Source organism: Aquibaculum sediminis, assembly GCF_040712085.1.
Taxonomy (GTDB): domain Bacteria; phylum Pseudomonadota; class Alphaproteobacteria; order Kiloniellales; family DSM-21159; genus Aquibaculum; species Aquibaculum sediminis.
Map to the genome: position 1 here is coordinate 168,054 of NZ_JBFCVK010000006.1, position 23,429 is coordinate 191,482.

At 66.8% G+C, this 23,429-nt stretch carries 27 protein-coding genes and 1 pseudogene; 12 read left to right on the plus strand and 16 right to left on the minus strand.

The genetic code is table 11. The features are described from left to right. The first annotated feature begins 44 nt into the window (after positions 1 to 44). Positions 45 to 713: a DsbA family oxidoreductase gene (locus tag ABZ720_RS11290; protein WP_366555629.1), complete on the plus strand. Its 669-nt coding sequence runs from the start codon at positions 45 to 47 to the stop codon at positions 711 to 713. Here the strand turns inward: ABZ720_RS11290 and ABZ720_RS11295 are convergent. The 6 genes and pseudogenes from ABZ720_RS11295 to ABZ720_RS11320 all read right to left on the minus strand — a co-directional run bounded on the left by ABZ720_RS11295 (position 707) and on the right by ABZ720_RS11320 (position 5,088). Beyond that, entirely contained in the window at positions 707 to 1,516 is an 810-nt protein-coding gene (locus ABZ720_RS11295; protein ID WP_366555630.1) for a phosphodiesterase, read from the minus strand. The genes ABZ720_RS11290 and ABZ720_RS11295 overlap by 7 nt on opposite strands. Positions 1,517 to 1,553: 37 nt before the next feature. Further along, entirely contained in the window at positions 1,554 to 2,375 is an 822-nt protein-coding gene (locus ABZ720_RS11300; RefSeq protein ID WP_366555631.1) for a carbohydrate ABC transporter permease, read from the minus strand. Further along, the gene (locus ABZ720_RS11305) at positions 2,372 to 3,250 is read right to left on the minus strand and encodes a carbohydrate ABC transporter permease (RefSeq protein ID WP_366555632.1); all 879 of its coding nucleotides are present in this window, start codon (positions 3,248 to 3,250) and stop codon (positions 2,372 to 2,374) included. Before ABZ720_RS11305 ends, ABZ720_RS11300 begins: the two co-directional genes overlap by 4 nt. Positions 3,251 to 3,325: 75 nt before the next feature. Next, entirely contained in the window at positions 3,326 to 4,084 is a 759-nt protein-coding gene (locus tag ABZ720_RS11310; protein WP_366555633.1) for an extracellular solute-binding protein, read from the minus strand. A gap of 88 nt (positions 4,085 to 4,172) precedes the next feature. Further along, positions 4,173 to 4,310: pseudogene (locus tag ABZ720_RS11315) on the minus strand (hypothetical protein); the annotation flags it as partial. Further along, the gene (locus ABZ720_RS11320; RefSeq protein ID WP_366555634.1) at positions 4,300 to 5,088 is read right to left on the minus strand and encodes a DeoR/GlpR family DNA-binding transcription regulator; all 789 of its coding nucleotides are present in this window, start codon (positions 5,086 to 5,088) and stop codon (positions 4,300 to 4,302) included. The pseudogene ABZ720_RS11315 and the gene ABZ720_RS11320, both read right to left, overlap by 11 nt. A 258-nt stretch (positions 5,089 to 5,346) precedes the next feature. Here ABZ720_RS11320 and ABZ720_RS11325 point away from each other — a divergent pair, with 258 nt between their 5' ends. Continuing rightward, on the plus strand, positions 5,347 to 5,886 hold the full coding sequence (locus ABZ720_RS11325) for an invasion associated locus B family protein (RefSeq protein WP_366555635.1): 540 nt from the start codon (positions 5,347 to 5,349) through the stop codon (positions 5,884 to 5,886). A gap of 24 nt (positions 5,887 to 5,910) precedes the next feature. On the opposite strand, the gene rlmN is transcribed toward ABZ720_RS11325, so the two are convergent. From rlmN to ABZ720_RS11340, 3 genes are all read right to left on the minus strand, one after another. Further along, the gene (gene rlmN / locus ABZ720_RS11330; RefSeq protein WP_366555636.1) at positions 5,911 to 7,050 is read right to left on the minus strand and encodes a dual-specificity RNA methyltransferase RlmN; all 1,140 of its coding nucleotides are present in this window, start codon (positions 7,048 to 7,050) and stop codon (positions 5,911 to 5,913) included. Positions 7,051 to 7,061: 11 nt separating this feature from the next. Then, complete coding sequence (locus tag ABZ720_RS11335; RefSeq protein ID WP_366555637.1) at positions 7,062 to 7,595, minus strand: invasion associated locus B family protein; 534 nt, start codon at positions 7,593 to 7,595, stop codon at positions 7,062 to 7,064. Between the two features lie 343 nt (positions 7,596 to 7,938). Further along, positions 7,939 to 8,520 carry an RNA methyltransferase gene (locus ABZ720_RS11340; protein WP_438264094.1) on the minus strand — a complete coding sequence of 194 codons (582 nt, stop codon included), beginning with the start codon at positions 8,518 to 8,520 and terminating at the stop codon, positions 7,939 to 7,941. A 51-nt stretch (positions 8,521 to 8,571) separates the two neighbouring features. Between ABZ720_RS11340 and ABZ720_RS11345 the strand changes: the two genes are divergently transcribed. The 4 genes from ABZ720_RS11345 to ABZ720_RS11360 are packed head-to-tail and all read left to right on the plus strand — an operon-like array spanning position 8,572 to position 12,841. After that, entirely contained in the window at positions 8,572 to 9,636 is a 1,065-nt protein-coding gene (locus tag ABZ720_RS11345) for an asparaginase (protein WP_366555638.1), read from the plus strand. 24 nt (positions 9,637 to 9,660) lie between these two features. Further along, positions 9,661 to 10,641 (plus strand): NADPH:quinone oxidoreductase family protein, encoded by a 981-nt coding sequence (locus ABZ720_RS11350; RefSeq protein ID WP_366555639.1) that lies wholly within the window; start codon positions 9,661 to 9,663, stop codon positions 10,639 to 10,641. A 14-nt stretch (positions 10,642 to 10,655) separates the two neighbouring features. After that, on the plus strand, positions 10,656 to 11,390 hold the full coding sequence (pdeM, locus tag ABZ720_RS11355) for a ligase-associated DNA damage response endonuclease PdeM (protein WP_366555640.1): 735 nt from the start codon (positions 10,656 to 10,658) through the stop codon (positions 11,388 to 11,390). Further along, positions 11,387 to 12,841, plus strand: a complete 1,455-nt coding sequence (locus tag ABZ720_RS11360; protein ID WP_366555641.1) for a cryptochrome/photolyase family protein — start codon at positions 11,387 to 11,389, stop codon at positions 12,839 to 12,841. Before pdeM ends, ABZ720_RS11360 begins: the two co-directional genes overlap by 4 nt. 33 nt (positions 12,842 to 12,874) lie before the next feature. On the opposite strand, the gene ABZ720_RS11365 is transcribed toward ABZ720_RS11360, so the two are convergent. Both ABZ720_RS11365 and pncA read right to left on the minus strand, forming a co-directional pair. Continuing rightward, positions 12,875 to 13,138 carry a hypothetical protein gene (locus ABZ720_RS11365; protein WP_366555642.1) on the minus strand — a complete coding sequence of 88 codons (264 nt, stop codon included), beginning with the start codon at positions 13,136 to 13,138 and terminating at the stop codon, positions 12,875 to 12,877. A 16-nt stretch (positions 13,139 to 13,154) separates the two neighbouring features. Further along, positions 13,155 to 13,793 (minus strand): bifunctional nicotinamidase/pyrazinamidase, encoded by a 639-nt coding sequence (pncA, locus tag ABZ720_RS11370; RefSeq protein ID WP_366555643.1) that lies wholly within the window; start codon positions 13,791 to 13,793, stop codon positions 13,155 to 13,157. A gap of 222 nt (positions 13,794 to 14,015) precedes the next feature. Between pncA and ABZ720_RS11375 the strand changes: the two genes are divergently transcribed. After that, the gene (locus ABZ720_RS11375) at positions 14,016 to 14,168 is read left to right on the plus strand and encodes a hypothetical protein (protein ID WP_366555644.1); all 153 of its coding nucleotides are present in this window, start codon (positions 14,016 to 14,018) and stop codon (positions 14,166 to 14,168) included. Between the two features lie 234 nt (positions 14,169 to 14,402). Here the strand turns inward: ABZ720_RS11375 and ABZ720_RS11380 are convergent, their stop codons facing one another. Continuing rightward, complete coding sequence (locus ABZ720_RS11380) at positions 14,403 to 14,795, minus strand: DUF4168 domain-containing protein (protein ID WP_366555645.1); 393 nt, start codon at positions 14,793 to 14,795, stop codon at positions 14,403 to 14,405. Between the two features lie 310 nt (positions 14,796 to 15,105). On the opposite strand from ABZ720_RS11380, the gene ABZ720_RS11385 reads away from it, so the two are divergent. The 5 genes from ABZ720_RS11385 (at position 15,106) to ABZ720_RS11405 (ending at position 19,435) form a co-directional block, all read left to right on the plus strand. Beyond that, the gene (locus ABZ720_RS11385) at positions 15,106 to 15,624 is read left to right on the plus strand and encodes a sigma-70 family RNA polymerase sigma factor (RefSeq protein WP_366555646.1); all 519 of its coding nucleotides are present in this window, start codon (positions 15,106 to 15,108) and stop codon (positions 15,622 to 15,624) included. Beyond that, positions 15,621 to 16,538, plus strand: coding sequence for an anti-sigma factor family protein (locus ABZ720_RS11390; protein ID WP_366555647.1), 918 nt, complete (start codon positions 15,621 to 15,623; stop codon positions 16,536 to 16,538). Before ABZ720_RS11385 ends, ABZ720_RS11390 begins: the two co-directional genes overlap by 4 nt. 123 nt (positions 16,539 to 16,661) lie before the next feature. Beyond that, positions 16,662 to 18,332, plus strand: a complete 1,671-nt coding sequence (locus tag ABZ720_RS11395; RefSeq protein WP_366555648.1) for a thiamine pyrophosphate-binding protein — start codon at positions 16,662 to 16,664, stop codon at positions 18,330 to 18,332. Between the two features lie 75 nt (positions 18,333 to 18,407). Further along, positions 18,408 to 18,791, plus strand: a complete 384-nt coding sequence (locus ABZ720_RS11400) for a hypothetical protein (RefSeq protein WP_366555649.1) — start codon at positions 18,408 to 18,410, stop codon at positions 18,789 to 18,791. Continuing rightward, complete coding sequence (locus tag ABZ720_RS11405; protein ID WP_366555650.1) at positions 18,788 to 19,435, plus strand: DedA family protein; 648 nt, start codon at positions 18,788 to 18,790, stop codon at positions 19,433 to 19,435. The genes ABZ720_RS11400 and ABZ720_RS11405 overlap by 4 nt, the downstream gene beginning before the upstream one ends. Positions 19,436 to 19,447: 12 nt before the next feature. On the opposite strand, the gene ABZ720_RS11410 is transcribed toward ABZ720_RS11405, so the two are convergent. The 4 genes from ABZ720_RS11410 to ABZ720_RS11425 all read right to left on the minus strand — a co-directional run bounded on the left by ABZ720_RS11410 (position 19,448) and on the right by ABZ720_RS11425 (position 23,428). Further along, positions 19,448 to 20,062, minus strand: a complete 615-nt coding sequence (locus tag ABZ720_RS11410) for a cysteine hydrolase family protein (protein ID WP_366555651.1) — start codon at positions 20,060 to 20,062, stop codon at positions 19,448 to 19,450. 3 nt (positions 20,063 to 20,065) lie between these two features. Continuing rightward, positions 20,066 to 20,869 carry an N-formylglutamate amidohydrolase gene (locus ABZ720_RS11415; RefSeq protein WP_366555652.1) on the minus strand — a complete coding sequence of 268 codons (804 nt, stop codon included), beginning with the start codon at positions 20,867 to 20,869 and terminating at the stop codon, positions 20,066 to 20,068. Between the two features lie 10 nt (positions 20,870 to 20,879). Continuing rightward, positions 20,880 to 22,199: a type I glutamate--ammonia ligase gene (locus tag ABZ720_RS11420; RefSeq protein ID WP_366555653.1), complete on the minus strand. Its 1,320-nt coding sequence runs from the start codon at positions 22,197 to 22,199 to the stop codon at positions 20,880 to 20,882. Between the two features lie 74 nt (positions 22,200 to 22,273). Continuing rightward, on the minus strand, positions 22,274 to 23,428 hold the full coding sequence (locus ABZ720_RS11425) for an ABC transporter substrate-binding protein (RefSeq protein WP_366555654.1): 1,155 nt from the start codon (positions 23,426 to 23,428) through the stop codon (positions 22,274 to 22,276). Position 23,429 lies beyond the last annotated feature (1 nt).

Sequence of the window (23,429 nt, forward strand, 5' to 3'; positions counted from 1 at the left end):
TAAAGGTCAAGCCGTCCTACCCACTCCAACCGGAAAGACCAGCCATGCGCATCGACATCTTCTCCGACGTCATCTGCCCCTGGTGCTACGTGGGCAAACGCCGCCTGGAGCGCGCGCTCGCCGCCCGGCCCGAAGTGGCGCAAACTGCGGAAATCCGGTGGCGCGCCTTTCAGCTCAACCCGGACATGCCGGAAGAGGGGATCGAGCGTGATCTTTATCTCAGACTGAAGTTCGGCCCCTCGGCCACCAGCGCCGAGGTCTATCGCAATGTCTCAGCCGTGGGCACGGAAGAAGGCATCGCCTTCAACTTCCCCGCCATCCAGCGCACCCCCAACACGGTGGAGGCGCACCGCCTGATCCGCTTCGCAGGTGGCCACAGCCTGCAAGATCCCCTGGTGGAGGGGCTGTTCCAGGCCTACTTCCTGGCCGGACGGGACATCGGGCAGCGGGAAACGCTGCTGGAGGTGGCCGAGCAGGCAGGTCTGCCGGCGGCGGAAACCCGGGCGTACCTGGAAAGCGATACCGACAGCGCGGCGGTCCGCAGCGAGGACCAGCAGGCGCGGGCGGCGGGGATCAGCGGCGTGCCCTGCTTCATCATCGATGGACACTACGCCCTGCCGGGCGCGCAGCCGCCCGAAGCCTTGCTGCAGCTGTTCGACCTGGCACGAGAGGGCGACGAGGGCCCGCGCGCCCAAACTGGATCGCCTCAGTGACCGCCGCCAAGCGGTAATGGGCCTTCGAAATCCCCGCTGGGCAGCAGGTGGCTCACCAGCCCCTGCCCCGCGATCCACTGGTGCAGCAGAAAGCCGGGCGGCTCCAGGTGCATGGTGAGCGGCGCATCCGGGCGCAGGTCGAGGCTCATCTGGTGCGCGGTGCTGGGCGCCGTCATCGCCAGGGTGCCGGCCCAGCGGACCTGGATCGGGCGATGCAGGTGGCCGCAGAGCAGGCGCTCCACGCGCGGGTGCCGGGCGACGATGGCCGCCAGTTCGGCACCGCCCCGCTTCAACCCATAGGCATCCATTTTGGCCAGGCCCGTGGTGAAGGGCGGATGGTGGATGGCCATGATCACCGGCTTGTCCGCTTCTTCCTGCAGCCGCGCCTCGGTCCAGGCAAGGCGCCGGTCGCAGAGTTCACCATTGATCGAGCCGGGCAGCAGGCTGTCCAGGGCCAGCAGGCGGCAGGGGCCGAGGTCGACGGCGAAGTGCAGGAAGTCGGGATCCTGCTTGAGATAGTCCGCTTCGGGGAAAGCCGCGCGCAGTTCCTGGCGGTCATCGTGATTGCCCGGCAGCAGGTAGACCGGCATGGGCAAGGGCGCCAGGATGCGGCGCAGCTCCCGATAGGGCGCCGGCGCCCCACCGTCGGCCAGGTCCCCGGTGAGCAGCACCGCGTCGGGTTGGGGCTCGAAGCGCATGAGCCGCGCAACGGCCTGCGCGAGCATGGCGGCGGTATCGATCCGGTCGAAGGCACGCTTCCCCGGCGCCATGACGTGAGGATCGGAAAGCTGGGCAATCAGCATGGACTGTCTCCCGGACGAGAACTCACTTGACCAGGGCTCACTTGATGCCGGCGGTCATGAAGGACTGCACGAACTGGCGCTGGAACAGCAGGAAGGCGATCAGCAGCGGTGCGATGACCATGAGCGTCGCCGCCGAGATCACCGCCCAGTTCACCCCGCTTTCCGGCGCCCCGAAGATCGCCAGCCCGACGGTCAGCGGCCGTGTTTCCACCGAATTGGTGACCACCAGCGGCCAAAGGAAGTTGTTCCAGTGGGTGGACACAGAAACTAGGCCGTAGGCCAGATAGACCGGCTTGGCTACCGGCACATAGACCCGCCAGAGTACGCCCAGGAAGCCGCAGCCCTCCACCCGCGCGGCCTCTTCCAGCTCGCGCGGCACCTGCTTGAAGGCCTGGCGCAGCAAGAAGATGCCGAAGGCGCTCGCCATGTAGGGCAGGCCGATGCCGGCGATGGTGTCGATCAAGCCGAGCCCGCTCATGATGCGGTAGTTCTCGACGATCAGCACCTCCGGCAGGATGAAGAGCTGCAGCAGCGTGAGCGCGAAGAGCAGGTCACGGCCCGGAAACTCGAAACGCGCGAAGGCATAACCGGCCAGGGTGCAGAAGAAGAACTGCCCGGCCAGGATCAGGCTCACCAGCAGGAAGGTGTTGAGGAAGTAGCGCGCAAAGGGCGCATAGCCCCAGGCCTCGACGAAGTTCTGCAGCGTCAGCGGGGCGAAGAGTTCGAAGCGCGTGACATAGGCCGGCGGGTGAAAGGCGGCCCAGAAGGCATAGAGCAGCGGCGCGATCCAGATCAGCGCCAGCAGCCAGGCAGCCGACACCTCCACGCAGCGTCCAAGGGTGAGGCGGCGTCGGGTCATCGGTAATGTATCCGTCGATCGAGACCGCGCACCTGCGCCACGGCCAGCAGGCCCAAAGTGAGCAGGATCACCACGGTCAGCGTGGCAGCATAGGGCTGGTCGAAGTAGCTGAAGGCCGTTTCATAGACGTAGTAGAGCAGCAGCTTGGAGGCGTTGCTGGGGCCGCCCTTGGTCAGGATGAAGAGGTGGTCGATCAGCTTCACCGAGTTGATCATGGCATTGACCAGCACGAAAAGCGTCGTCGGCATCAGCAGGGGAAAGACCACCCGGCGAAACCAGGTCCAGCGGCCCGCACCCTCGATGGCGGCCGCGTCCTTCAGGTCCGGGGGAATGGTCTGCAGCGCTGCCAGGTAGAAGATCATGAAGAAGCCGGCTTCCTTCCACACCGTGGTGACGATTATGGCGCCAAGCGCCGTGGAGGGATCGCCCAGCCAGTTGTGCCCGCCCAACCCCAGGGCCCGGCCGATCTGGTCCAGCAGGCCGATGTCGGGACTGTAGAAGAACAGCCAGATGTTGGCCGCCGCGATCATGGGCAGGATTGTCGGCGTGAAGTAGGCCATGCGCACCAGGGTGCGCGCCGGCAGCTTGGAATTGACCCAGAGCGCCATGCCCAGCGCGATCGCGATGGAGGTCGGAATGGTGCCGACAGCGTACCAGAGCGAGTTCTTGGCCACCTGCCAGAAGATCGGGTCCGCCAGCATGGCCTCGTAGTTATCCAGGCCGATGAACTGCGACGGCCGGCGCGCGGTGCCGCGGGAAAAGAAACTCTGCCAAAAGGTGGCAATGGTCGGGCTGAAGGCAAAGAGCGTCAGCATCACTCCCGCAGGAGCGAAGAGCAGCCAGCCGTAGAGCGTGGTGGTTTTCAATCGAGGCATGGCACTGGGGATCACCAAAAGGAAAAGACCGCACCCCGGCCGGACGTCCGGCGGCCGGGGTGCGGCTTGCAGGCCTTAGCGATACATGCGCAGCAGACGCTCGGCCGTGGCCTGGGCCTCCGCCAGGGCATCCGCCGGCTCGGCCGACCCGGTCAGCGCCGACTGGACCGCATTGTTGAGCGCCTCACGCACGCGCCCGCCCTCGTAGGTCGAGAGTTCGGCTGCGCCGTGCTCAAGCTGGTCGCGGGCCACGGCCGCTGCCGGGAACTCCTCCACGTAGGACTTGAGCGCATCGGTCTCATAGGCGGCCGGGCTCATGGCCGCCTTCTGCTCTGCCTCGGAGGTGTCCTCGAAGACGTAGAAGTTGCCGCCGCCGGTCGGTGAGCCATAACGCTCCTTCGCCGGGAGCAGGGCCACGCCGAAATCGAACTCGGCCTGGTTACGCACGGCGGTCAGGTTGCCGGTGGTGTGCCACATCATGGCGGTCTGGCCTTCGAGGAAGTTCTGGCGCAGCGTGCCCCATTCCACCGTTCCGCTCGGCATGATGCCGTGCTCGGCCGAGAGCGAGACCCAGTATTCCAGCGCCTCGACGGCCGCGGGATCGTCGAAGTAGGTCTCGGTTCCCTCCTCGTTCATCAGCTCGATGCCGTTCTGCAGGGCGAAGGCCTGGAACATCCAGTAGGGATAGCCGGTGGAGGGCACCATCACGCCCCACTGCGAGCCATCGTCCTTGGTCAGGGCCTGGCCCATCTCGACCATCTCGTCCCAGTTGGCCGGCGGCGTCTCGGGGTCCAGGCCGGCTTCTGCAAAGGCGTCCTTGTTCCAGTAGAGCACGATGGTGGAGCGCTGGAAGGGAATGCCCCAGGTCTGTCCCTTCGCTGTCCTCCAGGCCCGCGACGATGCGCAGCGTCGTGGACTTGCCGCAGCCCGAGGGTCCCAGCAGGACGAGAAACTCGCCGGATTCGACCCGGAAGCTGATGCTGTCCACCGCGACGGCATCGTCCCAGGTCTTGCGGATCGCCTCCGCTTCGACCGCTGCGGGACCGCTGTCAGCCGGCATGGACTCTCTCCCTTTCAACAGACTGGGCCACGATGGTCTCACACCCCGCCTCGGCCAGCAGCGCCGCGATGGGCGTCGGCGGCGGCCGGTCGGTGACGAAGCTGTCCACATCGGCAATATGCCCGCCGCGCACCGGGGCGCTGCGGCCGAACTTGGTGGCATCGGCCACCAGGATGCGCCGCCGGCAGTTGGCCACCAGCGCCTCGCGGGCGCGCACCTCTGCCGGATCGAAGTCGAGTAGCGTGCCCTCCTCGTCGATTCCGCCCGCGCCGAAGATGCCGATGTCCACCTTGTAGGCCGAGAAGAGCGCCTCGACCTCTTCGCCCAGGAGGTCGCGATCCGGCAGGCGCAGCTTGCCACCGGCGATGACGATGCGGTGGGAGCCGTTGACCGACAGCGCCATGGCGGCGTTCAGGTTGTTGGTCACCACTGTCAGGTCCTCGTGTGCCGAAAGCGCCAGGGCCACCTGCTCCAGCGTGGTGCCGATGCCGATGAACAGGGAGGAGCGATTGGCGACCAGCGGCCGAACGGCCTCGGCGATGCGTCGCTTGGCATCGAGGTGCGTGATGCGGCGGGTATCGTAGGGGAGGTTTTCCGCCTCGCTCAGCAGTTCCGCGCCGCCGTGCAAACGGCGCAACACCCGTGCGTCGCAGAGCTGATTGACGTCGCGCCGAATGGTCTGCGGGGTCACGCCGAAGCGCTCGGCCAGGGCCTCGATCGCCTGGTAGCCCTGCTCCCGGATCAGCGCGACAATCGCCTTCTGGCGGTCGCTCAGCACCCTTCCCCTCCTTCAGGGCCTATAGAAACGCCCTACTGTTCATTTGAACACGTTCGATCATAGGGGAGCTTCGTTTCGGCGGGAAGACGCATTGATGACGTTCATGTGAAAAACTCTCCGCTGCCAAACAACGCCAACCCTCCGTACCGAAGCGCTCGCATCGACGCGCCGCGCCCGCTTCGCTATACAGAGGCCGAGTGCCGGGGACGACATATCCCTGGATGACATCCCTGAACATGCGACGCGGTTGGAGAAGCAATGGCTGAGCGAAAGATCACGACCCTCGGACTGGTAGCAGGCGCGCTTGCGCTGCTGGGCCTGGTGCAATCACCGGCGCTGGCCCAGGGCCTTCCCACTGAGGACGTGCCGGAGGCCGAGGTGGAAGTGCAGCAGTTCGAGGACTGGAGCCTGCGCTGTGCGGGCGAAGGCGGGCAGCGGCGCTGCGAGCTGGTTCAGCCGGTGGATGATCCCGAGACCGGCGAGCCGGTGATGGCCCTAGTCATTGCACCGAGTGGTCCCGACAACGTTCCGGTGGCCTGGTTCGTCATGCCGCTGGGGGTCCTGCTGCCGCCCGGCATCGGCCTCAGCATCGATGACGCCGAGCCCGACCGCCTGCCGATCCGACATTGCGAACCCGGGGGCTGCCTGGCGCCGCTCGAGCTGAGCGACGAGGTGCAGCGCCGCCTGCGTAGCGGGGTAACCCTGGAGGTGCTGGCCTACGACATCGACGAGCAACAGGTGTCGGTCCCGCTCTCGCTCATGGGCTTCACCGCGGGCATGGAAGCCCTTATGCAGTGAGGCATTGGGGCAGCGCCGTCACCCTCAGGCGACGGCCGCTGCCTCCCGCTCGCTCTTGCGCAAGCGCTCACTGGCGCTCTTGAGCTGGCCGCAGGCTGCGGCAATGTCGCGTCCCCGCGGCCGGCGCACCGGCGCCGAGAGGCCGTGGTGGTAGAGCCGGTCCGAGAAGGCCTCGATCCGGTCCCAGTCGGAGCATTCGTACGCCGTCCCCGGCCAGGGATTGAAGGGGATGAGATTCACCTTGGCCGGAATGTCCTGCAGCAGCCGTGCCAGCTCGTCGGCATGGACATCGCTATCGTTGACGTCCTTGAGCATCACATACTCGAAGGTGATGCGCCGGGCGTTGTGGACGCCGGGATAGTCGCGGCAGGCCTGGAGCAGTTCCGCGATCGGGTACTTGCGATTGAGCGGCACGATCTCGTCGCGCAGTTCATCATTGGTCGCGTGCAAGGAAACCGCCAGGTTCACGCCCAGTTCCTCGCCGCAGCGGGCCATCATCGGCACCACGCCCGAGGTCGAAAGCGTGATGCGGCGCCGGGAGAGCGCCACCCCGTCCGGATCCATGGCCAGCTTCAGGGCCTTGGAAACCTCCTCGAAGTTATAGAGCGGCTCGCCCATACCCATCATCACGATGTTGGTGAGGCGCCGCCCCTCTTTCGGAGAGGGCCATTCGCCGAGGAAATCGCGGGCCAGCAGAATCTGCCCCAGAACCTCGGCAGCCGAGAGGTTGCGGACCAGGCGCTGGGTGCCGGTGTGGCAGAAGCGGCAAGTCAGGGTGCAGCCCACCTGGCTGGATACGCAGAGCGTGCCGCGGTCCTCCTCGGGAATGAAGACCATCTCGGCTTCGTTGCCGTCACCGAAACGCAGCAGCCACTTCTGGGTGCCGTCCTCCGAGACCTGATGGCGCGCCACACCCGGCCGCGAAATGCGGAAGTGCTCGGCCAGCTTGGTCCGGAAGCCCTTGGACAGGGTCGTCATGGCCGCGAAGTCGGTCGCGCCCTGGTGATAGAGCCAGTGCCAGAGCTGCTTCGCGCGAAAATTGGGCTCGCCAAGACCCGCGACCGCCTCGGTCAGCGCGTCACGGCTGAGACCGATCAGATCCCGCTTGGAGTCAGCGGCCGCTTCCGGCGGGGCGAAGGCAAGGGCGTGAGCGCTTCTGCTCATTGGGACGGCTTTCAGTTACAGGCTTGCTCCATGGCGTCGTAGGCCGCCATGAAACCGCGCAGGGAATAGGTGTCGGTGGTGAGGGTGCCGCGCGAGGAGGTGCCACGGACCACCATGGTGAGGCCGGCGCGCATGCGGTCAATCATCTGACGGTCCGCCCCCTGCTCGTTTGGCAGCCAAGCGGCATCTTCCTGCGTGAAGAGCGCGAAGCTGTGCTCCTGGTCGATGGCGGCTTCCACCGTGCTGTCCTCCTGGAAGGTATAGCCGGCGATGAAGCTCACCTCGGGGTCGCGGTCATCGGCCGGGCGCAGCGTGACGATGGAAAAAACATTGCCGCGCCGCGTGTACTGCCCCTCGCTGCGGGTGGGCGAACTGGCAATGAAGCAGACTTGGTTACCATCCTCCGTGGTGGTGTAGGCGGACCAGGCGTTGAAGTCGCCAACCCGCTCCACCGATTGCGCCTCGGCCGGTTGCGGCTGGAAACTGAGCAAGACGGCTGCGGTCGCGACGGCTGCCGCGGAGGTCATCAATCTCTTTCGCTGCATATCTTATCCCCTAAATACTCGCACGCTCCGGAGCCCTCACTGGGCCGCTTCGGCCGGCATCATCACCGAATCGGACTCAATAGGAAACAGCCGGCAGCGGCACGTGCCGCAATCGCCCGGCCGGCCGAGCCCTTCGCCCCGTCCGTTGCCAGACGGCCCGGACCGCGACGACGCAGAACACAGTGAAGGAATGGTATCGTCCGGCACCCGGAACAAGGTCCTCGGCTCGGGGGAGCCTGATTCCGCCGCGTCGCAAGATAGCAGCTTCATCCGGCTGCAAGCCACCCCCTGCTTGCGGTTCCCGGCGACCAACGCCGGGACGCTGATCTGCGCTGTGTGGTCATCAGCCCTGGTTTTGCTGCCGCTGACTACGAATCACCTGTCCGCCATGAACATGCGGCGGCACCTCCTCGGGTCGACCCAGACTGGAGGCCGGCCGCGGCGCGAAGCGGCCCATCACGGTCATGCGATCGTACATGACGATCGCGCCGGCCACGCCGACATTGATGCAAAACCGCATGGGAATCTTCACGATCGCGTCACAGCGGGCCTGCATCTCCGGCGAGAGGCTGCCGCGCTCCGGCCCCAGCACATAGGCCGCAGACGTGGGGTGATGAAAACTGGGCAGCTCGACCGCATCGTCCGTCAGCTCCACCCCGATCAAGCGGCAGTGCCGCGGCAACTGCACCTCCGCTACCGACGCGAAGCTGTAGGTCGGCAGATGATCGGGTGCCTTGGAGGTGTCCGACAGGCGGACCTCGCGCTGCCTGATCTGCGGCGCAACGGTGAAGAAGAAGCTTGCGCCGAAGGCATGGGCCGAGCGCTGCAGGTTGCCGAGGTTCATCGCCTTGGAGATGCCCTCGACGCCAATTCCGAAGTATCCACGCATGGAGCGGAACTTGCACCGATGCAGCCGCTTGGGCAAGCTGCCGCGCACCTTTCGGACCCAGTCCCCGCCCAAGATCAGGACATCGCCATGACCGAGCCCACCGAGACCTCTCACAGGCACGCGCAGACCACACCGGCCCGTCCGGCGGTCAATCCGCTGCTGGTGGAGGTCACGCGGGGGAGCATGGTGGAAAGCCGGCACCGAGCCGCCGTGGCTGTGGTCGACGTGGAGGGCCGCGTGGTGCTTTCCGCCGGCGACGTGGAAGCGCTGGTCTTTCCGCGCTCCGCCATCAAGCCGCTGCAGGCGCTGGGACTGGTGGAAAGCGGTGCCGCCGAGGCCTTCGGCTGCGACGACAAGGAAATCGCGCTGGCCTGCGCCAGTCACAACGGCGAAGCGGCCCAGGTCGAGGCGGTGGCGGCCTGGCTGGAACGCATCGGCTGCTCCGAGAGCGACCTGGAATGCGGGCCGCAGCTGCCGACCCACCAGGAAAGCCTGGAGGAACTGCTGCGCGCCGGCGGCGGGGCCAGCGCGCTGCGCAACAACTGCTCGGGCAAGCATGCCGGCTTTCTGACCCTGGCGAAGCACCTGAAGGTCCCCACGAAAGGCTACATTCTCTGGGAGCACCCGGTGCAGCAGACCCTGCTCGGCATACTGGAGATGATGTGCGGGCTGGACCTGCGCGGTGCCCCGCGCGGCATCGACGGCTGCGGCATTCCCCAGATCGGCATTCCGCTGGGCAATCTTGCGCTGGCCATGGCGCGCTTTGCCGATCCGGCCGACCAGCCGGAGCGGCGGCAAGCAGCCTGCGCGCGCATTGCCAAGGCCATGACCGCCGAGCCCTACATGGTCGCCGGCACCGGGCGCATGTGCACCCGCGTACTCGCCGCGACCGGCGGGCGCGCCCTGGTCAAGACCGGCGCCGAGGGCGTCTACTGCGCCGCGCTGCCGGAGTTGGGCCTGGGCCTCGCCCTCAAGGTGGACGACGGCGCCACCCGGGCCAGCGAATTCCTGCTCACCCAACTGCTGCAGCGTCTCGACCAGTTGGACAGCGCCGCCGCGGCCGAACTGCAGCGGGATCTGGCGCCGGTGCTGCACAATCGCGTCGGTCTGGAAGTGGGTCAGATCCAGCGCGGGGCCGAGTGGTTCTTCTGAGCAATCTGAGGAAGGAAAGTTAAGATGCGTGCCTTGCTGTGCCGGGCCTGGGGCGAACCGGAAGACCTTGAACTGGACGAGATTGCGGCCCCCGAGCCGGGCCCGGGCGAAATCGCCATCGCGGTCGAGGCCGCCGGGGTGAACTTTGCCGATACACTGATCATCCGGGGCAAGTATCAGGAGAAGCCACCCTTCCCCTTTGCCCCCGGTCTGGAAGTGGCCGGAACGGTGGCGGCGCTGGGCGAAGGCGTCGACACCTTCCGCATCGGCGACCCGGTCATGGGCATTCCCGGCCACGGCGGCTATGCCGAGGTCGCCGTTGCCAAGGCCAGCGACGTCTTTCACCGGCCCGCCGGCTTCGATGCCGCCATCGCCGCCGGTTTTCCCATCACCTATGGCACCGCCCATGGCGCGCTGGTCTGGCGCGCCGGATTGCAGGCGGGGGAAACCCTGCTGGTGCACGGCGCCGCCGGGGGCACCGGTCTGGCGGCGGTGGAAGTTGGCAAGGCGCTCGGCGCCACCGTCATCGCCACGGCGGGCAGCGCGGACAAGCTGGCCATCGCGCAGGAGCACGGCGCCGACCACCTGATCGACTACCGCGAGGAGGATCTGCGCGCTCGGGTGAAGGAGATCACCGGCGGCCGCGGCGCCGACGTGGTTTTCGATCCCGTGGGCGGCAAGGTCTTCGATGCTTCCTTGCGCTGCACCGCCTGGGAAGGCCGCCTGGTGGTGATCGGCTTTGCCGCCGGCGAGGTGCAGCAGATTCCCGCCAACCTGCTGCTGGTCAAGAACCTGGCCGCCTTCGGCTTCTACTGGGGTTCCTACCGCAAGAACGCCCCGGAGCGGGTGCGCACGCAGTTCGAGCAGTTGGCCGCCTGGGCCGCTGAGGGAAAACTCAAGCCCCACGTCTCTCACCGCCTGCCTCTGGCACGCGGTGCGGAGGCGCTGCGGCTGCTGGAACAGCGCGTCGCCACCGGGAAGGTGGTGCTGGAGGTCAGCCGCTGAACCAGGCTCGGGCCATGACGGCGGGCGCCGCACTGCCCTTTCCGAAACAGCCACCGGCCCCCGTCCTCCTGCTGAACGGCGTGCCCCTCACGCCGGAGCCGGAAGGCGCACTCTGGTGGCCGGACCAGCAGACCCTGCTCCTGGCCGACCTCCATTTGGAGAAGGGTTCGGCCTATGCCCGGCGCGGCAGCTTCCTGCCGCCTTATGACAGCGCCGCGACCCTGAGCCGCCTGGAGCAGCTTCTGCGCCGCCGCCCGGCGCAGCGGGTCGTCTGTCTGGGCGATTCCTTTCACGATACCGAAGGACCGGCGCGGCTGCCGCAAGAAGAAACCGACCGGCTGCACACCTTGGCCGCCGGGCGGGACTGGATCTGGCTTGCGGGGAATCATGACCCAGCTCCGCCCGGCCCAACGCCTCCCGACGACGGTCTCGGACGGGTGATGGAGGAGCTGGTGCTGGGTCCCTTGGTGCTGCGCCACGAGGCCCGCTCCGGTTCAGTGGCCGGAGAAATCTCGGGCCACTATCACCCAAAGGCCAGCGTGTCGCATCGCCTGGGCCGCTTTACCGGGCGCTGTTTCGTTCATGATGGCCACCGCCTGATCCTGCCGGCCTTCGGAGCCTATGCCGGCGGCCTCGACGTGCTGGCGCCGGCGATTGCGCGGCTCTTCCCGCGGGGCTGCTCGGTCCACTTGCCGGTGCGTGGCCGCGTGCACACCTTCCCGCACAGCGCTTTGCGACCGGTGCGGTGAGCCCCAAGGCCCCCAGTGAGGCCCCGAGCCTTGTCTGGTTCCGCCAGGATCTGCGCCTGAGCGACAATCCGGCGCTCAGTGCTGCGGCCGAACGTGGCCGGCCGCTGCTCCCCGTCTACATCCTGGACGAGGAGGCCGCCGGCACCTGGGCACCCGGCGGCGCCGCCCGCTGGTGGCTGCACCGCAGTCTGACAGCCCTGAAGGAATCATTGCAGGCCTGCGGCAGCAACCTGCTGCTGCTGCGCGGGCCGTCCGAGGCGCTGCTGCCGGATCTGGTGCAGCGGCTGGGGGCGGACGCCGTCTTCTGGAACCGCTGCTACGAACCCTGGCGCCAGGAGCGCGACACGCGGATCAAGCAGGCGCTGAAGGCCCAAGGGGTTCGCGCGGAAAGCCACAAGGCCGCGCTGCTGGCCGAGCCCTGGGACATCGCCACGGGAAGCGGGACACCCTACAAGCGCTTCACGCCCTTCTGGAAGGCTCTGCGCGCCTTTCACATTGCCGAAGCGCTGCCGGCACCCAAGAAGCTACCCCCTCCCCCCGCGATCGATGGCGAGCGCCTGGAGGACTGGGGTCTACTGCCGACGCGGCCGGACTGGGCCGGCGGGCTGCGCGCCACCTGGCAGGTAGGGGAAGCAGCCGCGCAGGCACGCCTGGATGACTTCCTCGCTGAAGCGGTGGACTACGGCAAGGCCCGTGACCGGCTGGATCAGGACGCGACCTCACGCCTTTCCCCCCATCTCCATTGGGGCGAAATCAGCCCGCGGCAGGTCTGGCACGCCGCGCTCGCCGCCAGCCATCGGGACGACGCGAAGTCAGACGGTTTATGGAAGTTCCTGTCGGAGCTGGCCTGGCGGGAGTTCTCCTACCACCTGCTCCATCACTGGCCCGACCTGCCCCATCGCAACTGGCAGGGCCGCTTCGATCAGTTCCGCTGGCTCGAGGATGAGGAGGCCTTCACGGCCTGGACGCGCGGGCGCACCGGCTATCCGCTGGTGGACGCCGGCATGCGCCAGCTCTGGCACGAAGGCTGGATGCACAACCGCGCCCGCATGGTCACCGGGTCCTTCCTGGTCAAGCACCTGCTGCAGCCCTGGCAGAAGGGCGAGGCCTGGTTCTGGGACACGCTGGTGGATGCGGATCTCGCGAGCAATGCGGCGAGTTGGCAGTGGGTGGCCGGCAGCGGCGCCGACGCCGCTCCCTACTTCCGCATCTTTAATCCCGTGCGCCAGAGCGAGACCTTCGACCCGCAAGCGCGCTACCTGCGCCGCTGGCTGCCTGAACTCGCGGAATTGCCGGACCGTTGGCTGCACCGCCCCTGGGAGGCGTCCGAGGCGACATTGACAGCGGCAGGCGTGCGGCTGGGACGCGACTACCCACGGCCCATTGTCGATCACGCCGCCGCGCGGCAGCGCGCACTCGATGCCTTTGCGGCCATTCGCCAGCCTGGATGAGTCCGGCCCGCGACAGAAAAAGCCGGGGCTCGTCTACTCTTTCGGACTGACGCGACGGCGCAGACGGCCCGCCAGCCGGCCGGCGAAGCGCGCAGGGTCTTGTCTGAAATCGACCTCGCCCGAGGTGCCGCGCCACTCCTCACTGAATTGCCCAGCCGCGCCCTTACCCTTCGCGGCCGCCGTGCGCAGGCGCGGCTGCACCTCGTCGCGATAGACTCGCCCGGCTTCGGCGCGCACCTGGGGGTTGCGCGCCGCGCGCTTGGCCGCTTCGAACAGAAGGGTACGCAGAATGGGCATCGAGACCTCGTGCGGTTCAGCCGATGTTCTGGCTATCAGTTAGGAGCGCGCCGGCCGCACGCAAGGACTCCGTGGCAGCCGCCGCAGAGCCGTTCAGGTCGATGGCGCGGCAGGCATCCTCCACCACCCCGACCTCAAAGCCGCACTTGCGCGCGTCCTGCGCCGACCAGAGCACGCAGAAATCATAGGCCAGGCCGGCCAGGAAGACCCGCTCAATCCCGCGCTCGCGCAGATAGCCGGCAAGGCCGGTGGCTGTGCGATGGTCGTTTTCGAAGAAGGCAGAGTAGGAATCGATCTCGCGGTGATAGCCCTTGCGAATGATCACCTGGGCGGTGTCCACCGGCGCCGCCGGATGAAACGCGGCGCCCCGCGTGCCCTGCACGCAATGATCCGGCCAGAGCACCTGTGTGCCGTAGGCCAGTTCCACGGTCTCGAAGGGCTGCTTGCCGGAATGGCTGCTGGCAAAGGAGCTGTGGCCCGGCGGGTGCCAGTCCTGGGTGACGGCAACATTGGTGAAGTGCGGCACCAGCCGATGCATGGGCTCGAAGATCTCGTCCCCCCCGGGGACCGCCAGCGCCCCGCCCGGGCAAAAGTCGTGCTGGGGATCGACGAGAAGTAAGAGATCGCGGCGGCGGTCAACGGTAATGCCTGTCATGTCCTCTCCACTACCCATGCAAACATGTCTGCCTGCGGCTTTGGCCCCAAGCCTGGGGCAGAAATTGCACTGCGTGACACTATAAAGTTCCTAGCGATTCTGAGGAACCTATTGCTGTGAGCCCCTGTCATTTTGGTCATGGCGTTATTCATCCGGGCCCTGCTCGGAAGCCTGACGGAGCTACGGGACCGGAAACGAGTCCACTGACCGAAAGGACCCACCATGACCCGCATCTGGATGATCGCTCTCGCCTTCTTCGGTGCCATGTTCCTTGCCGCCTGTGAGCCGGCCGACGATGTCGACAACCAAGCCCCGGCAATGCAAGAGCCTGGCGACACCGGCGGCGGTATGGGCAGCCCGACGGCGCCCGAGTAAGTCCCGCCTTCGCAGCCGATATAACGAGAACAGGGGCGTCCCACAGGCGCCCCTGTTTTTCTGTGCTCACATCAAGACGATCAGATATCCAGCGAATATCGACCACGGCCCTGAAAGCACAAAGGCGCGACCCCGGATCTGAGGCCGCGCCTTCGCGTCTATCGAACTTGCCCTCGCCCCGGTACCGGGACGAGGAAGCGCCCGAGCTATATAGCCCGGGCGCAGGCTCGAAGCTTACTGGCCGCTCTGGACCATCTCATTGATCTCGGCCGCGAGATCCGGGTCCATCTGGGCCTGCTGGGTGATCTGGTTGTACTCGTCGACGCTCATACCCTGCTGCTCGACGGCCGTCACCATCTCTTCCTGCATTTCCACCCAGATCTCCTCGGCTTCCTCTTCCGATTCAGCCTCGGCGATCGAGGGCTGCATGCGCTCGCCGATTTGGACGACCTCGGTCATGGCCGCGGCATAGGTCTGCAGCGTCTGGGTATCATAATCTACTGCAGGGGCTTCCTGCTGCTGCATTTCGGTCTGCGCGGCGACCGGCGTGGGCGCCACGAAAGCGGCCCCGGCCATCAGCGCAACAGCAGCGGTACCGGCGAGCAGAGTGCGGATAGGCATGTTCATGCCCTTCTCCTTTCTTCCAAAAAAACTGGGATAATCGCAGCGCGATCTTGTGAGTTGCACGAGCATCCCTGTGAAGCTCGCTGTTAGACGGACAAGGGCCCGGCCCCCTTCGTTCCAAAAAAAATAAAAAGTCTTGAACGCTGCCGCGCCCGGAGATGCCCTGTCGTGCCTAGGAGCCCCCAACTGCCCACGCAGCCTTTACCCAGGTCGCCTGCCTCCCCAAGTCTTTTTCCAGGGGAGAAGGGAACCGCCTGTGGCCTCAGCCTGTCATGCAAATGAACGGGCGGCGGCACAGCCCAGGAGAAGACACTTGTCCGACGACGTAAGCTGGCTGATCGCTCGTGAAACACCGCGACTGCGGCGCTATGCCCGGGCGCTGGTCAAGGATCCGACACGCGCTGACGATCTGGTGCAGGATGCCTTGGAGCGCGCCCTGCGCAAGCAACAGCAGGTCCGGAAACAGGCAAGCCTGCGCGGCTGGCTGCTACGGATCGTCTATACGGTCTACCTGAACGGGCGCAAGAACCGCTACGCCCCGCCGCCGCAGTCGATTGACGACACTGTCGTGCCGCACCCCTCGATGCCGGCGCGACAGCACCATCAGATGGAGTGCGCGACAGTCCTGGAAGCGCTCGACAAGCTGCCGGCAGGCCAACGCGATGCGATCCTTCTGGTGGCGCTTGAAGGCCTGCCCTACGACGAGGCCGCCCAGGTACTGGGTGTAGAAGTGGGCACCTTGAAGTCCCGCCTGTCGCGCGGACGTGAAGCATTACGCGGATTGACCGGCGGTGCCGCTGCGGGGGTGCCGCCAGTGAGGAGGGTGAAGTGACACAAGGCCGGACGATCGAAGAGCTCGATCTCCTCGCCTACGCAGACGGACTTCTGGATCCCCTGCGGCGGGAGGAGGTGGCCGCGTACTTGCGCGAAAATCCCCAGGCCGCACAACGCGTGGCGGATTACGAGTCGCAAAACCGGATCATCCGGGCCGCCTACGACCACACCGTAACCGAACCCCTGCCCGATCGGCTGGCAGCCGCTTTGGAGCCGCGCCCGGCACCTCCATTCTGGCGGCGCTCGCTGCGCTACGGCGCCTTTGCGGCATCACTCGCGGCCGCCGGCTTTCTCGGCTGGAGTCTCAAGGAGTCCAGTGTCGGACCGCCACAGCCATCACAGGCGCTGGTGGAGGCGTCGCTGGCGCTGCACTCCGACTGGTCGCCGAAACCGGAAGTCGCCGCCAGCAACGTGGACAGTTCGGCCCTGATCCCCAAGGCCGTCGCCGCCGAGCAGGAGGGCGACGTCACCCTGCGAATTCCCACCCCCGACCTCTCGCCCCTGGGCTTGCGCCTGGTCGGCATGCGTGGCACGGACGAGAGGGGCATTCCCGGCGTGCAGTTGATCTATACGGACGGTGCCGGGGAACGCACCAGCCTCTTCCTGCTGCCCGGTGCGGGGGGCACCCCACCGGCGATCTCCAGCACCCAGCAGGACAGCGGCACCTTGGCCTATTGGCGCGAGGGCCCCATCACCTTTGCCCTCACCGGCCGGGACGCCGGGCGTTCGGCGCAGTCCGTCGCTGCCCAGGTTCGCGGTGCCTTGCGCGGCGCCCCCATCACCATGATGCCGCCGACCGGTGGCGGGATGACTGCCGAAACCGGGGAGAGCACGTCTGGCGGCATGGACAACGTGCCGCTGCTCACGCCCCTGCCAGCCAGCGACATAACCACCGGCTCCGAAGCGATGTAGCGGAAGCCCTGCGGGCCGCTAGGCCAGGCCATGGAAGTTCATGGGCACGGCCTTGCCTTGATCGCCCCGGTCGCAGGCACCATCATGCGCGCCTGTTCAAAAGACCTACCGGCGAAGGGCTCCATGCAGAAACCGAACATGCGAACCGGCGGCCAGATCCTGGTTGACTGTCTCGAAACCCACGGTGTCGATCATCTCTATTGCGTCCCCGGCGAGAGCTATCTCGCTGTGCTGGATGCGCTGCACGACAGCACGGCCATCCAGGTCACCGTCTGCCGTCAGGAAGGCGGCGCGGCGATGATGGCCGACGCCTACGGCAAGATGACCGGCAAACCCGGCATCTGTTTCGTGACCCGCGGTCCCGGCGCCACCAACGCCAGTCCCGGTGTGCACATCGCCGCGCAGGATTCGACCCCGATGATCCTTTTCGTCGGCCAGGTGGCCCGCGGTGATTTCGAGCGCGAGGCCTTCCAGGAGATCGACTATCGCAAGGTCTTCGGCCCCATGGTGAAGTGGGCCGCCCAGATCGACCAGGCCGAGCGCATCCCCGAGTTCGTCACCCGCGCCTTCTACACCGCGACCAGCGGGCGGCCGGGGCCGGTGGTGCTGGCGCTCCCGGAAGACATGCTGCGCGACCTGGTCGAGCCCAAGGCGGTCGAGAGTTTCGAGCCGGTGCAGCCCCATCCCGGCGCCGAGCAGATCGAGCGCCTGGCCGAGCTGCTGAGCCAGGCCGAGAGGCCGCTGGTGATGGTCGGCGACGGACGCACGCCTGAGACTCGCGCCGACCTGCAGCGTTTCGCCGAAGCCTGGGACCTGCCGGTTGCGGCGGTTTTCCGCCGCCAGGACTGCATCGACAACAACCACCCGAACTATGTCGGCGACGTCGGCATCGGCGTGAATCCAAAACTGGCGCAGCGGGTCAAGGAGGCCGACCTCCTGCTGGTGATTGGCGCGCGCCTGGGCGAGATGACCAGCAGCGGCTACACCCTGCTCGACATCCCCCGCCCCAAGCAGAAGCTGGTGCACGTCTACGCCGGCGCCGAGGAGTTGGGCCGCGTCTATCAGCCGACGCTTGCGATCAACTCCGGTGCTGCACCGGCCCTGCGCGCGCTGGCCGAGTTGGAGCCGAAGGGCGCGCGCCCCTGGGCCGAGGCCACACGTCAGGCACGTGAGGACTACCTGGCCTGGACCACGCCGTCGGCGATTCCGGGCGAACTGCAGCTCGGCGAGATCCTCGGCTGGCTGCGCGAGCGCCTGCCGCCGGAAACGGTGATCTGCAACGGCGCCGGCAACTACACTGCCTGGGTGCACCGCCTCTACCGCTATCGCGGTGATCACACGCAGCTGGCCCCCACTTCCGGGTCTATGGGCTACGGCACGCCGGCTGCCGTGGCCGCCAAGCGGCTCCACCGTGACCGTCCGGTGGTGGCCTTTGCCGGCGACGGCTGCTTCATGATGAACGGGCAGGAACTGGCGACTGCCGTGCAGTACGACCTGCCGATCATCATCATCCTGGTGAACAACGGCATGTACGGCACGATCCGCATGCACCAGGAGCGGGAGTATCCGCGACGGGTCAGCGCCACCGACCTCAAGAATCCCGACTTCGCGGCGCTTGCCCGCGCCTATGGCGCCTACGGCGAGACGGTCACCCATACCGAACAGTTCGAGGCGGCCTTTGAACGGGCCTGGGAGTCCGGCAAGCCGGCGCTGCTCGAATTGCAGATCGATCCCGACGCGATCACCCCGGCCAAGACGCTGACCGCCATCAGGACGGAGGCGGAAGCCCGCTGATCCTCCACACCGCGGTTCCGGACGGAACCGATCAGCCGGAACCGCGGACTCCCGCCCCGGGCAGGAAGGCGTCCCATGAAGCTGGCGCTCCCACCGCTTACCCGAACCCACTGGCTGCTGTTCGCCTTGTTCCTGGCGACGGCAGCGGCCAGCGGGTTCTTTGCGGGACGCTTTGTCGAGAATGCCCGGCACTGGTCGGAGACACCCCAGGAACCCATCAAGGGCTGGATGACGCTCGGCTATCTGGCGCATGCCTACGAGGTGCCGGTGGCAGACCTGCACCAAGCCCTCGACCTGCCGCCTGAACCGCCGGACCGGCGTCCCCTCGCCGAGATTGCCGAGGAACGGAAGCTGCCGCTCGACGCCCTGCGCCTGCGACTGGAGCACGCGATCGCCATGGCACGCGGCGAGGTGGCCCGCCCGCCACCGCCCAACGGGCCAAGCGAGGCCGAGCCGTGAGCGAGGAACTGGTCGATCTCGTCGTGGATCATGGAGCGATCGCGCTGTTCGGCATCCTGATCGCAAACTGCCTGGGCATGCCCTTCCCTACTTCCCTCCTGCTGATGGCGCTCGGGTCCTTCGTGGGTCAGGGGGAGATGGAGCTCTGGCCACTTCTGTTTGCCGGCATCTCCGGAGCCTTGATCGGCGACCAGACCGGCTACTTCCTCGGACGACTGGGCGGCAACCTCGTCCTGCACCGGCTGACACGGCGGCCCCGCGCGGCCAGGACCTTCGGCAGGGCGGAGGCCCTGGTGTGGCGCTGGGGCGGGCCCGGCATCTACTTCAGCCGTTGGCTGCTCTCTCCACTTGGGCCCTGGGTCAATCTGGCCACCGGGCTCGCGCGCTATCCCTGGCCGCGCTTTGCGATCTGGGACTTCCTCGGGCTGAGCACCTGGATCGGGCTTTACTTCGGGTTGGGCCTGCTGTTCAGCCGCAGCGTCCAGAGCCTGGCCGATCTGACGGACAACCTGACCTGGATGCTGCTCTTCACCCTGCTCACCCTGCTGATCGGCTGGCTGCTGCTGCGCCGGCTGCGCAAGGAGGCCACTGCCAAGGTTGTCACACCTGCCAGCGATCCACCTCCCGACACGGAGGTGCGCTGACCGCTCCAGCGCTCAGGCGAGTTCCTTCAGGAGTTCCTCGGTGGTCGCCTGGCGGCAGTAGCCGCGGAAGGCGGCCAGGGCATTCTCATGCCGCTCCCGGGAATCGGTGGTGCAGGCATCGATAGGGCAGATCATCCGGAAACCCCGATCAGCCCCGTCGCGCACAGTGTGGTCGACGCACTGGTCGGTGAGGAAGCCGGTCACGATGACGCTGTCCAGGCCGATGTTGCGCAGCAGGTACTCGAAGATCGTCGAGTTGAAGAGGCTGGACGAGGTCTTGGGCAGAACCATCTCATCCCCTTGCGGCGCCACCTCATCGCAAACTTCGGCCTCCCGACTGCCCGGCGGAAAGTTGAAGCCGGTCTGCTTGTAGTCGAGGCTGCGGTCGCGCCCGTCGGCGGTCAGGCTCTGGATCACAGTGTGAACGACCTCCATGCCACTGCTCCGCGCGGCGGCCAGCAGGCGGACCATGTTCGGCACGGCGATCTCGCTCGCCGACTTGTGGAAGTAGGGCCGGGTCTCGGCCGCGCCGGGATGAAAAATGCCTTTCTGCACGTCGATCAGCAGCAGCGCGGTGCGGGCGGGATCGATCGGCGCGTTGCGGTCCAATGGCGCGGGACGGCTCATGGCTTATCCTTTCTGCTTGAGGAAGCGTTCCGCCGCCAGACGCAGCGCCCCCTCCAACCGCTCGGCCCAGCGCTCAGGAGCGGCTGCATCCTCCAGGTGATCCTGGCGCATCTCGAACTCCACATAGGGCAGGCCGCGGGCCTCTGCGTGCACGGGAATCGAATAGTCGTTCTCCATGTCCACGCCATAGGGCTCGTTGCGGCCGAGGCGCAGGTCCGTCGTCTGTTCCTCCAGGGCCGCCAGCACGAGATCATTGAATCGCCGGTCATCACCCCAGCAGAGGCCCAGGTCCCAGGGCCGCTCCAGCGGGCGCGCGCGCAGTTCCGGCGTGAAGGAATGCACGGAGACGAACAGCGTCGGCAGACCCGCCTCAGCCCGGGCATCGAGCAACGCCCTGATCCGGTCGTGGTAGGGCTTGAGGATCGCGTCATGCCGGGCCTGCCGCGCTACGGGGTCGAGATCCTGATTGGCCGGAACCTCGGTCGCATCGGCCACGGCGGGGATCGAATCGCCGGCCTCCGGCTTGCGATTGCAGTCGATCACCAGGCGGGAATAGCGCTGATAGACCAGCGGCGCCTGCAGGCGCGCCGCCAGATTCTTCGCGACTGCCAGCGCGCCGCGATCGATGGCGATGTGACGTTCCCGCTCGGCCTGTGGCAGGCCGAGCCCCTCCAGGCTGGCCGGCACCGCGTTGCCGGCATGGTCACAGACCAGAAAGAAGGGGCTGTCGCCGGCACCGGCAAGCTCGCCGACCGGCGGCGGATCCGAGGGACCGAGCAGGGTGGAAGGGATGGCATCGCTGCACATAGCGCTGTCCTCAATAAGCCTCGGCATAGATGCGGCAGATTTCGGCCTCATCGCGCCCGGCAAGCATGCCCATTTCACCCCGCTTGTGCTGCAGGTAGGCATCCAGCAGAACCGGGCCCAGCCAGCCGCTCACCGTCTCGTCCTCTTCCAGCGCGGTCAGGGCCTCGTCGAGCGAACGCGGCAGGTCGTGGATCCCCATTTCCCGCCGCTTTGCCTCACCCAAGGCCTCCGGATCGCCTTCAGTAATCGGCGGCGTCGGCAGCTTCTCGCGCAACCCCTGCAGGCCCGCGCGGATCAGCACGGCCAGTTGCAAATAGGGGCTGGCAGCGGCGTCGGCGGCGCGGAACTCGAGATTGACGCGCGGTGCCGGATCAATGTCGTCAGCCTGGGGATAGGGGCAGATGCGCAGCATCGCTTCGCGGTCGCGCAAACCCAGATTGCCCCAGAAGGCCGACCAGGAATGGGGGCGCAGCCGATCGTAGGAAATTACGCTGGGAGCGGTGATGGCGCAAAGCGCACGGACATGGCGCAGGATGCCGGCGGCAAAGGAGCCAGCGGCCTGCGAGAGTTCGCCCGGCCCGTCCGGATCCCAGGTCACGGGTCGGCCCTCGCGATCCTGCAGGCTGAAGTGAATGTGTACGCCGTTGCCGGCCACGCCGCGCGTCACGACGGGCGAGAAGCTCGCGCGCATGCCGTGGCGCTGGGCCGTGGCGCGGCAGATTTCGCGCAGCTTGACGGCGCGATCCGCGGCCTCCAGCCCCATCGCCGGATCGATCGTGATCTCGTACTGCTGCGTGCCGTATTCGGGCAGGTAGGTATCGGGCTCCAACCCGTTGGCACGCAGGGCCCCGACGAATTCGGCGGAGAAGGCTTCGATACCGCGCATGGAACTGAGCGCATAGGAATCGCCGCTGCGTTCCGCGGCACCGTCCAGGTGGAACTCATGCTCGAAACTGGCCAGCACGCGCAGGCCGGTTTCGGCCTCCAGTTCGTCCAGCGTCCGGCGCAGGAAGGAGCGCAGACAGCAGTCCCAATCGCTGCCGTCCAGATTGCGGATCTCGCCGATGAACCAGTGCTCCTCCGGCATGCCGTCGCCGAAGTCCAGGCGCACCTCGCCCTCTGCCATGGGAACGAGGAAGAGGTCGCCATGGGGGCCGAAGGGCGTCGCGGGGATACGGCCCAGGCAGTTGATCATGGTGTTGGTCGGCGTCCAGCCGACCCCGAAGCGCCGCCGGTTCTCCAGATCGCGCGCCGGGAAGCCTTTGCCCCGCACCTGCCCGGCGATGTCGGAACAGCAGATGTAGACCAGCTTCTCAGGTTCGATTGCCACGGGTCATACCCCCAAAATTCACGAAAAACGTAAACCCGGCCGGGGAGCGGACTCCCCGGCCGGAAGGCGTCGGCTTATTCCGGACGCCAGATGTCCTCGACCGAAAACTCGGCCGACTGCACGGAGATGATGGAGACCGGCTTCGGCGGCACCATGTTCTCACGGGTGTAGGAGACCGTGCCGGTCACGGCCGGATAATCGCGCGTGGCCGTCAGGGCCTCCCGGATCGCGGCCGGATCGTCACTGCCCGCCGTCTCGATCGCGTTGACGATCAGACCGATGGCGTCATAGCCCAGCGGCGCGAAGGAGTTCTCCGGCGGGTGGCCGAACTTGACCTCATAGGCGTCGATGAACTCCTGCACTTCCGGGCGGTCGTCAGCCAGGTAGGTGTGCGTCGAGAACCAGACGTCGTTGGCCAGTTCCGGCCCCGGCACGGTGGCCACCAGCTGGCTATCGAAGCCGTCACCGGAGATGATGGGGATGTCCAGGCCCGCTTCCCGGATCTGACGGATGGTCAGGCCGGCTTCGCTGGGAATGGCCGAAATAAACACGGCGTCCGGGGTCGGCTCCACCGCTTCCAGACGCGCGATCTGCGCCGAGAAGTCGGTATCGCCCATCATGAAGAAGTCTTCATCGATGATCTCGCCGCCACGCTCCTCGAAACGCTCCTTGAAGAAGGCGGTCAGCGCCCGAGTGAAGTCCATGGAGTTGTCGGTCCAGACGTAGACCCGACGGTGCTCCAGGGTGTCGTAGGAATAGTCGGCGATGGCGTAGGACTGATCGTCGTCGCCAAAAGCCGCCATGAACATGTTCTCGCCCACCCAGGTCGGCAGCATGGGGTGAGTCGCGCCGGAGGTGACGAAGGGAATGCCGGCGTCCTGGAAGGTCGGCGCCGCCGCCATCACGAAGGTGGTGTCCGACTGACCGAAGCCGGCGACCACATCGCTGGAAACGGCCTCCTGCGCCGCCGTTGCCGTCACCTGCTGGTCGGTCCGGGTGTCAAAGACCACAAGCTCCAGCGGACGGCCAAGAACCCCGCCCTCCTCGTTGATCTGGTCGACGTGCAACTCGGCGCCCTTCAGCGACGGTCCATCCAGGGACGAAAGCCCGCCGGTCAGGGAATAGAGCGCAGCAACGCGGATCGGTTCCTGTGCCTTGCCCTGCGTTGCGAAGGCACCGCCCGCCAGCGCCACCGCGCCAGCTGCCATCAAAAGACTACGAAATCTCATC

Excerpts from the sequence above, each read along its gene's own strand:
- ABZ720_RS11290 (WP_366555629.1), top strand. The coding sequence starts at position 45 with ATGCGCATCGACATCTTCTCCGACGTCATCTGCCCCTGGTGCTACGTG.
- ABZ720_RS11295 (WP_366555630.1), bottom strand. The coding sequence starts at position 1,516 with ATGCTGATTGCCCAGCTTTCCGATCCTCACGTCATGGCGCCGGGGAAG.
- ABZ720_RS11300 (WP_366555631.1), bottom strand. The coding sequence starts at position 2,375 with ATGACCCGACGCCGCCTCACCCTTGGACGCTGCGTGGAGGTGTCGGCT.
- ABZ720_RS11305 (WP_366555632.1), bottom strand. The coding sequence starts at position 3,250 with ATGCCTCGATTGAAAACCACCACGCTCTACGGCTGGCTGCTCTTCGCT.
- ABZ720_RS11325 (WP_366555635.1), top strand. The coding sequence starts at position 5,347 with ATGGCTGAGCGAAAGATCACGACCCTCGGACTGGTAGCAGGCGCGCTT.
- rlmN (WP_366555636.1), bottom strand. The coding sequence starts at position 7,050 with ATGAGCAGAAGCGCTCACGCCCTTGCCTTCGCCCCGCCGGAAGCGGCC.
- ABZ720_RS11335 (WP_366555637.1), bottom strand. The coding sequence starts at position 7,595 with ATGCAGCGAAAGAGATTGATGACCTCCGCGGCAGCCGTCGCGACCGCA.
- ABZ720_RS11345 (WP_366555638.1), top strand. The coding sequence starts at position 8,572 with ATGACCGAGCCCACCGAGACCTCTCACAGGCACGCGCAGACCACACCG.
- ABZ720_RS11350 (WP_366555639.1), top strand. The coding sequence starts at position 9,661 with ATGCGTGCCTTGCTGTGCCGGGCCTGGGGCGAACCGGAAGACCTTGAA.
- pdeM (WP_366555640.1), top strand. The coding sequence starts at position 10,656 with ATGACGGCGGGCGCCGCACTGCCCTTTCCGAAACAGCCACCGGCCCCC.
- ABZ720_RS11365 (WP_366555642.1), bottom strand. The coding sequence starts at position 13,138 with ATGCCCATTCTGCGTACCCTTCTGTTCGAAGCGGCCAAGCGCGCGGCG.
- pncA (WP_366555643.1), bottom strand. The coding sequence starts at position 13,793 with ATGACAGGCATTACCGTTGACCGCCGCCGCGATCTCTTACTTCTCGTC.
- ABZ720_RS11375 (WP_366555644.1), top strand. The coding sequence starts at position 14,016 with ATGACCCGCATCTGGATGATCGCTCTCGCCTTCTTCGGTGCCATGTTC.
- ABZ720_RS11380 (WP_366555645.1), bottom strand. The coding sequence starts at position 14,795 with ATGAACATGCCTATCCGCACTCTGCTCGCCGGTACCGCTGCTGTTGCG.
- ABZ720_RS11395 (WP_366555648.1), top strand. The coding sequence starts at position 16,662 with ATGCAGAAACCGAACATGCGAACCGGCGGCCAGATCCTGGTTGACTGT.
- ABZ720_RS11400 (WP_366555649.1), top strand. The coding sequence starts at position 18,408 with ATGAAGCTGGCGCTCCCACCGCTTACCCGAACCCACTGGCTGCTGTTC.
- ABZ720_RS11410 (WP_366555651.1), bottom strand. The coding sequence starts at position 20,062 with ATGAGCCGTCCCGCGCCATTGGACCGCAACGCGCCGATCGATCCCGCC.
- ABZ720_RS11415 (WP_366555652.1), bottom strand. The coding sequence starts at position 20,869 with ATGTGCAGCGATGCCATCCCTTCCACCCTGCTCGGTCCCTCGGATCCG.
- ABZ720_RS11425 (WP_366555654.1), bottom strand. The coding sequence starts at position 23,428 with ATGAGATTTCGTAGTCTTTTGATGGCAGCTGGCGCGGTGGCGCTGGCG.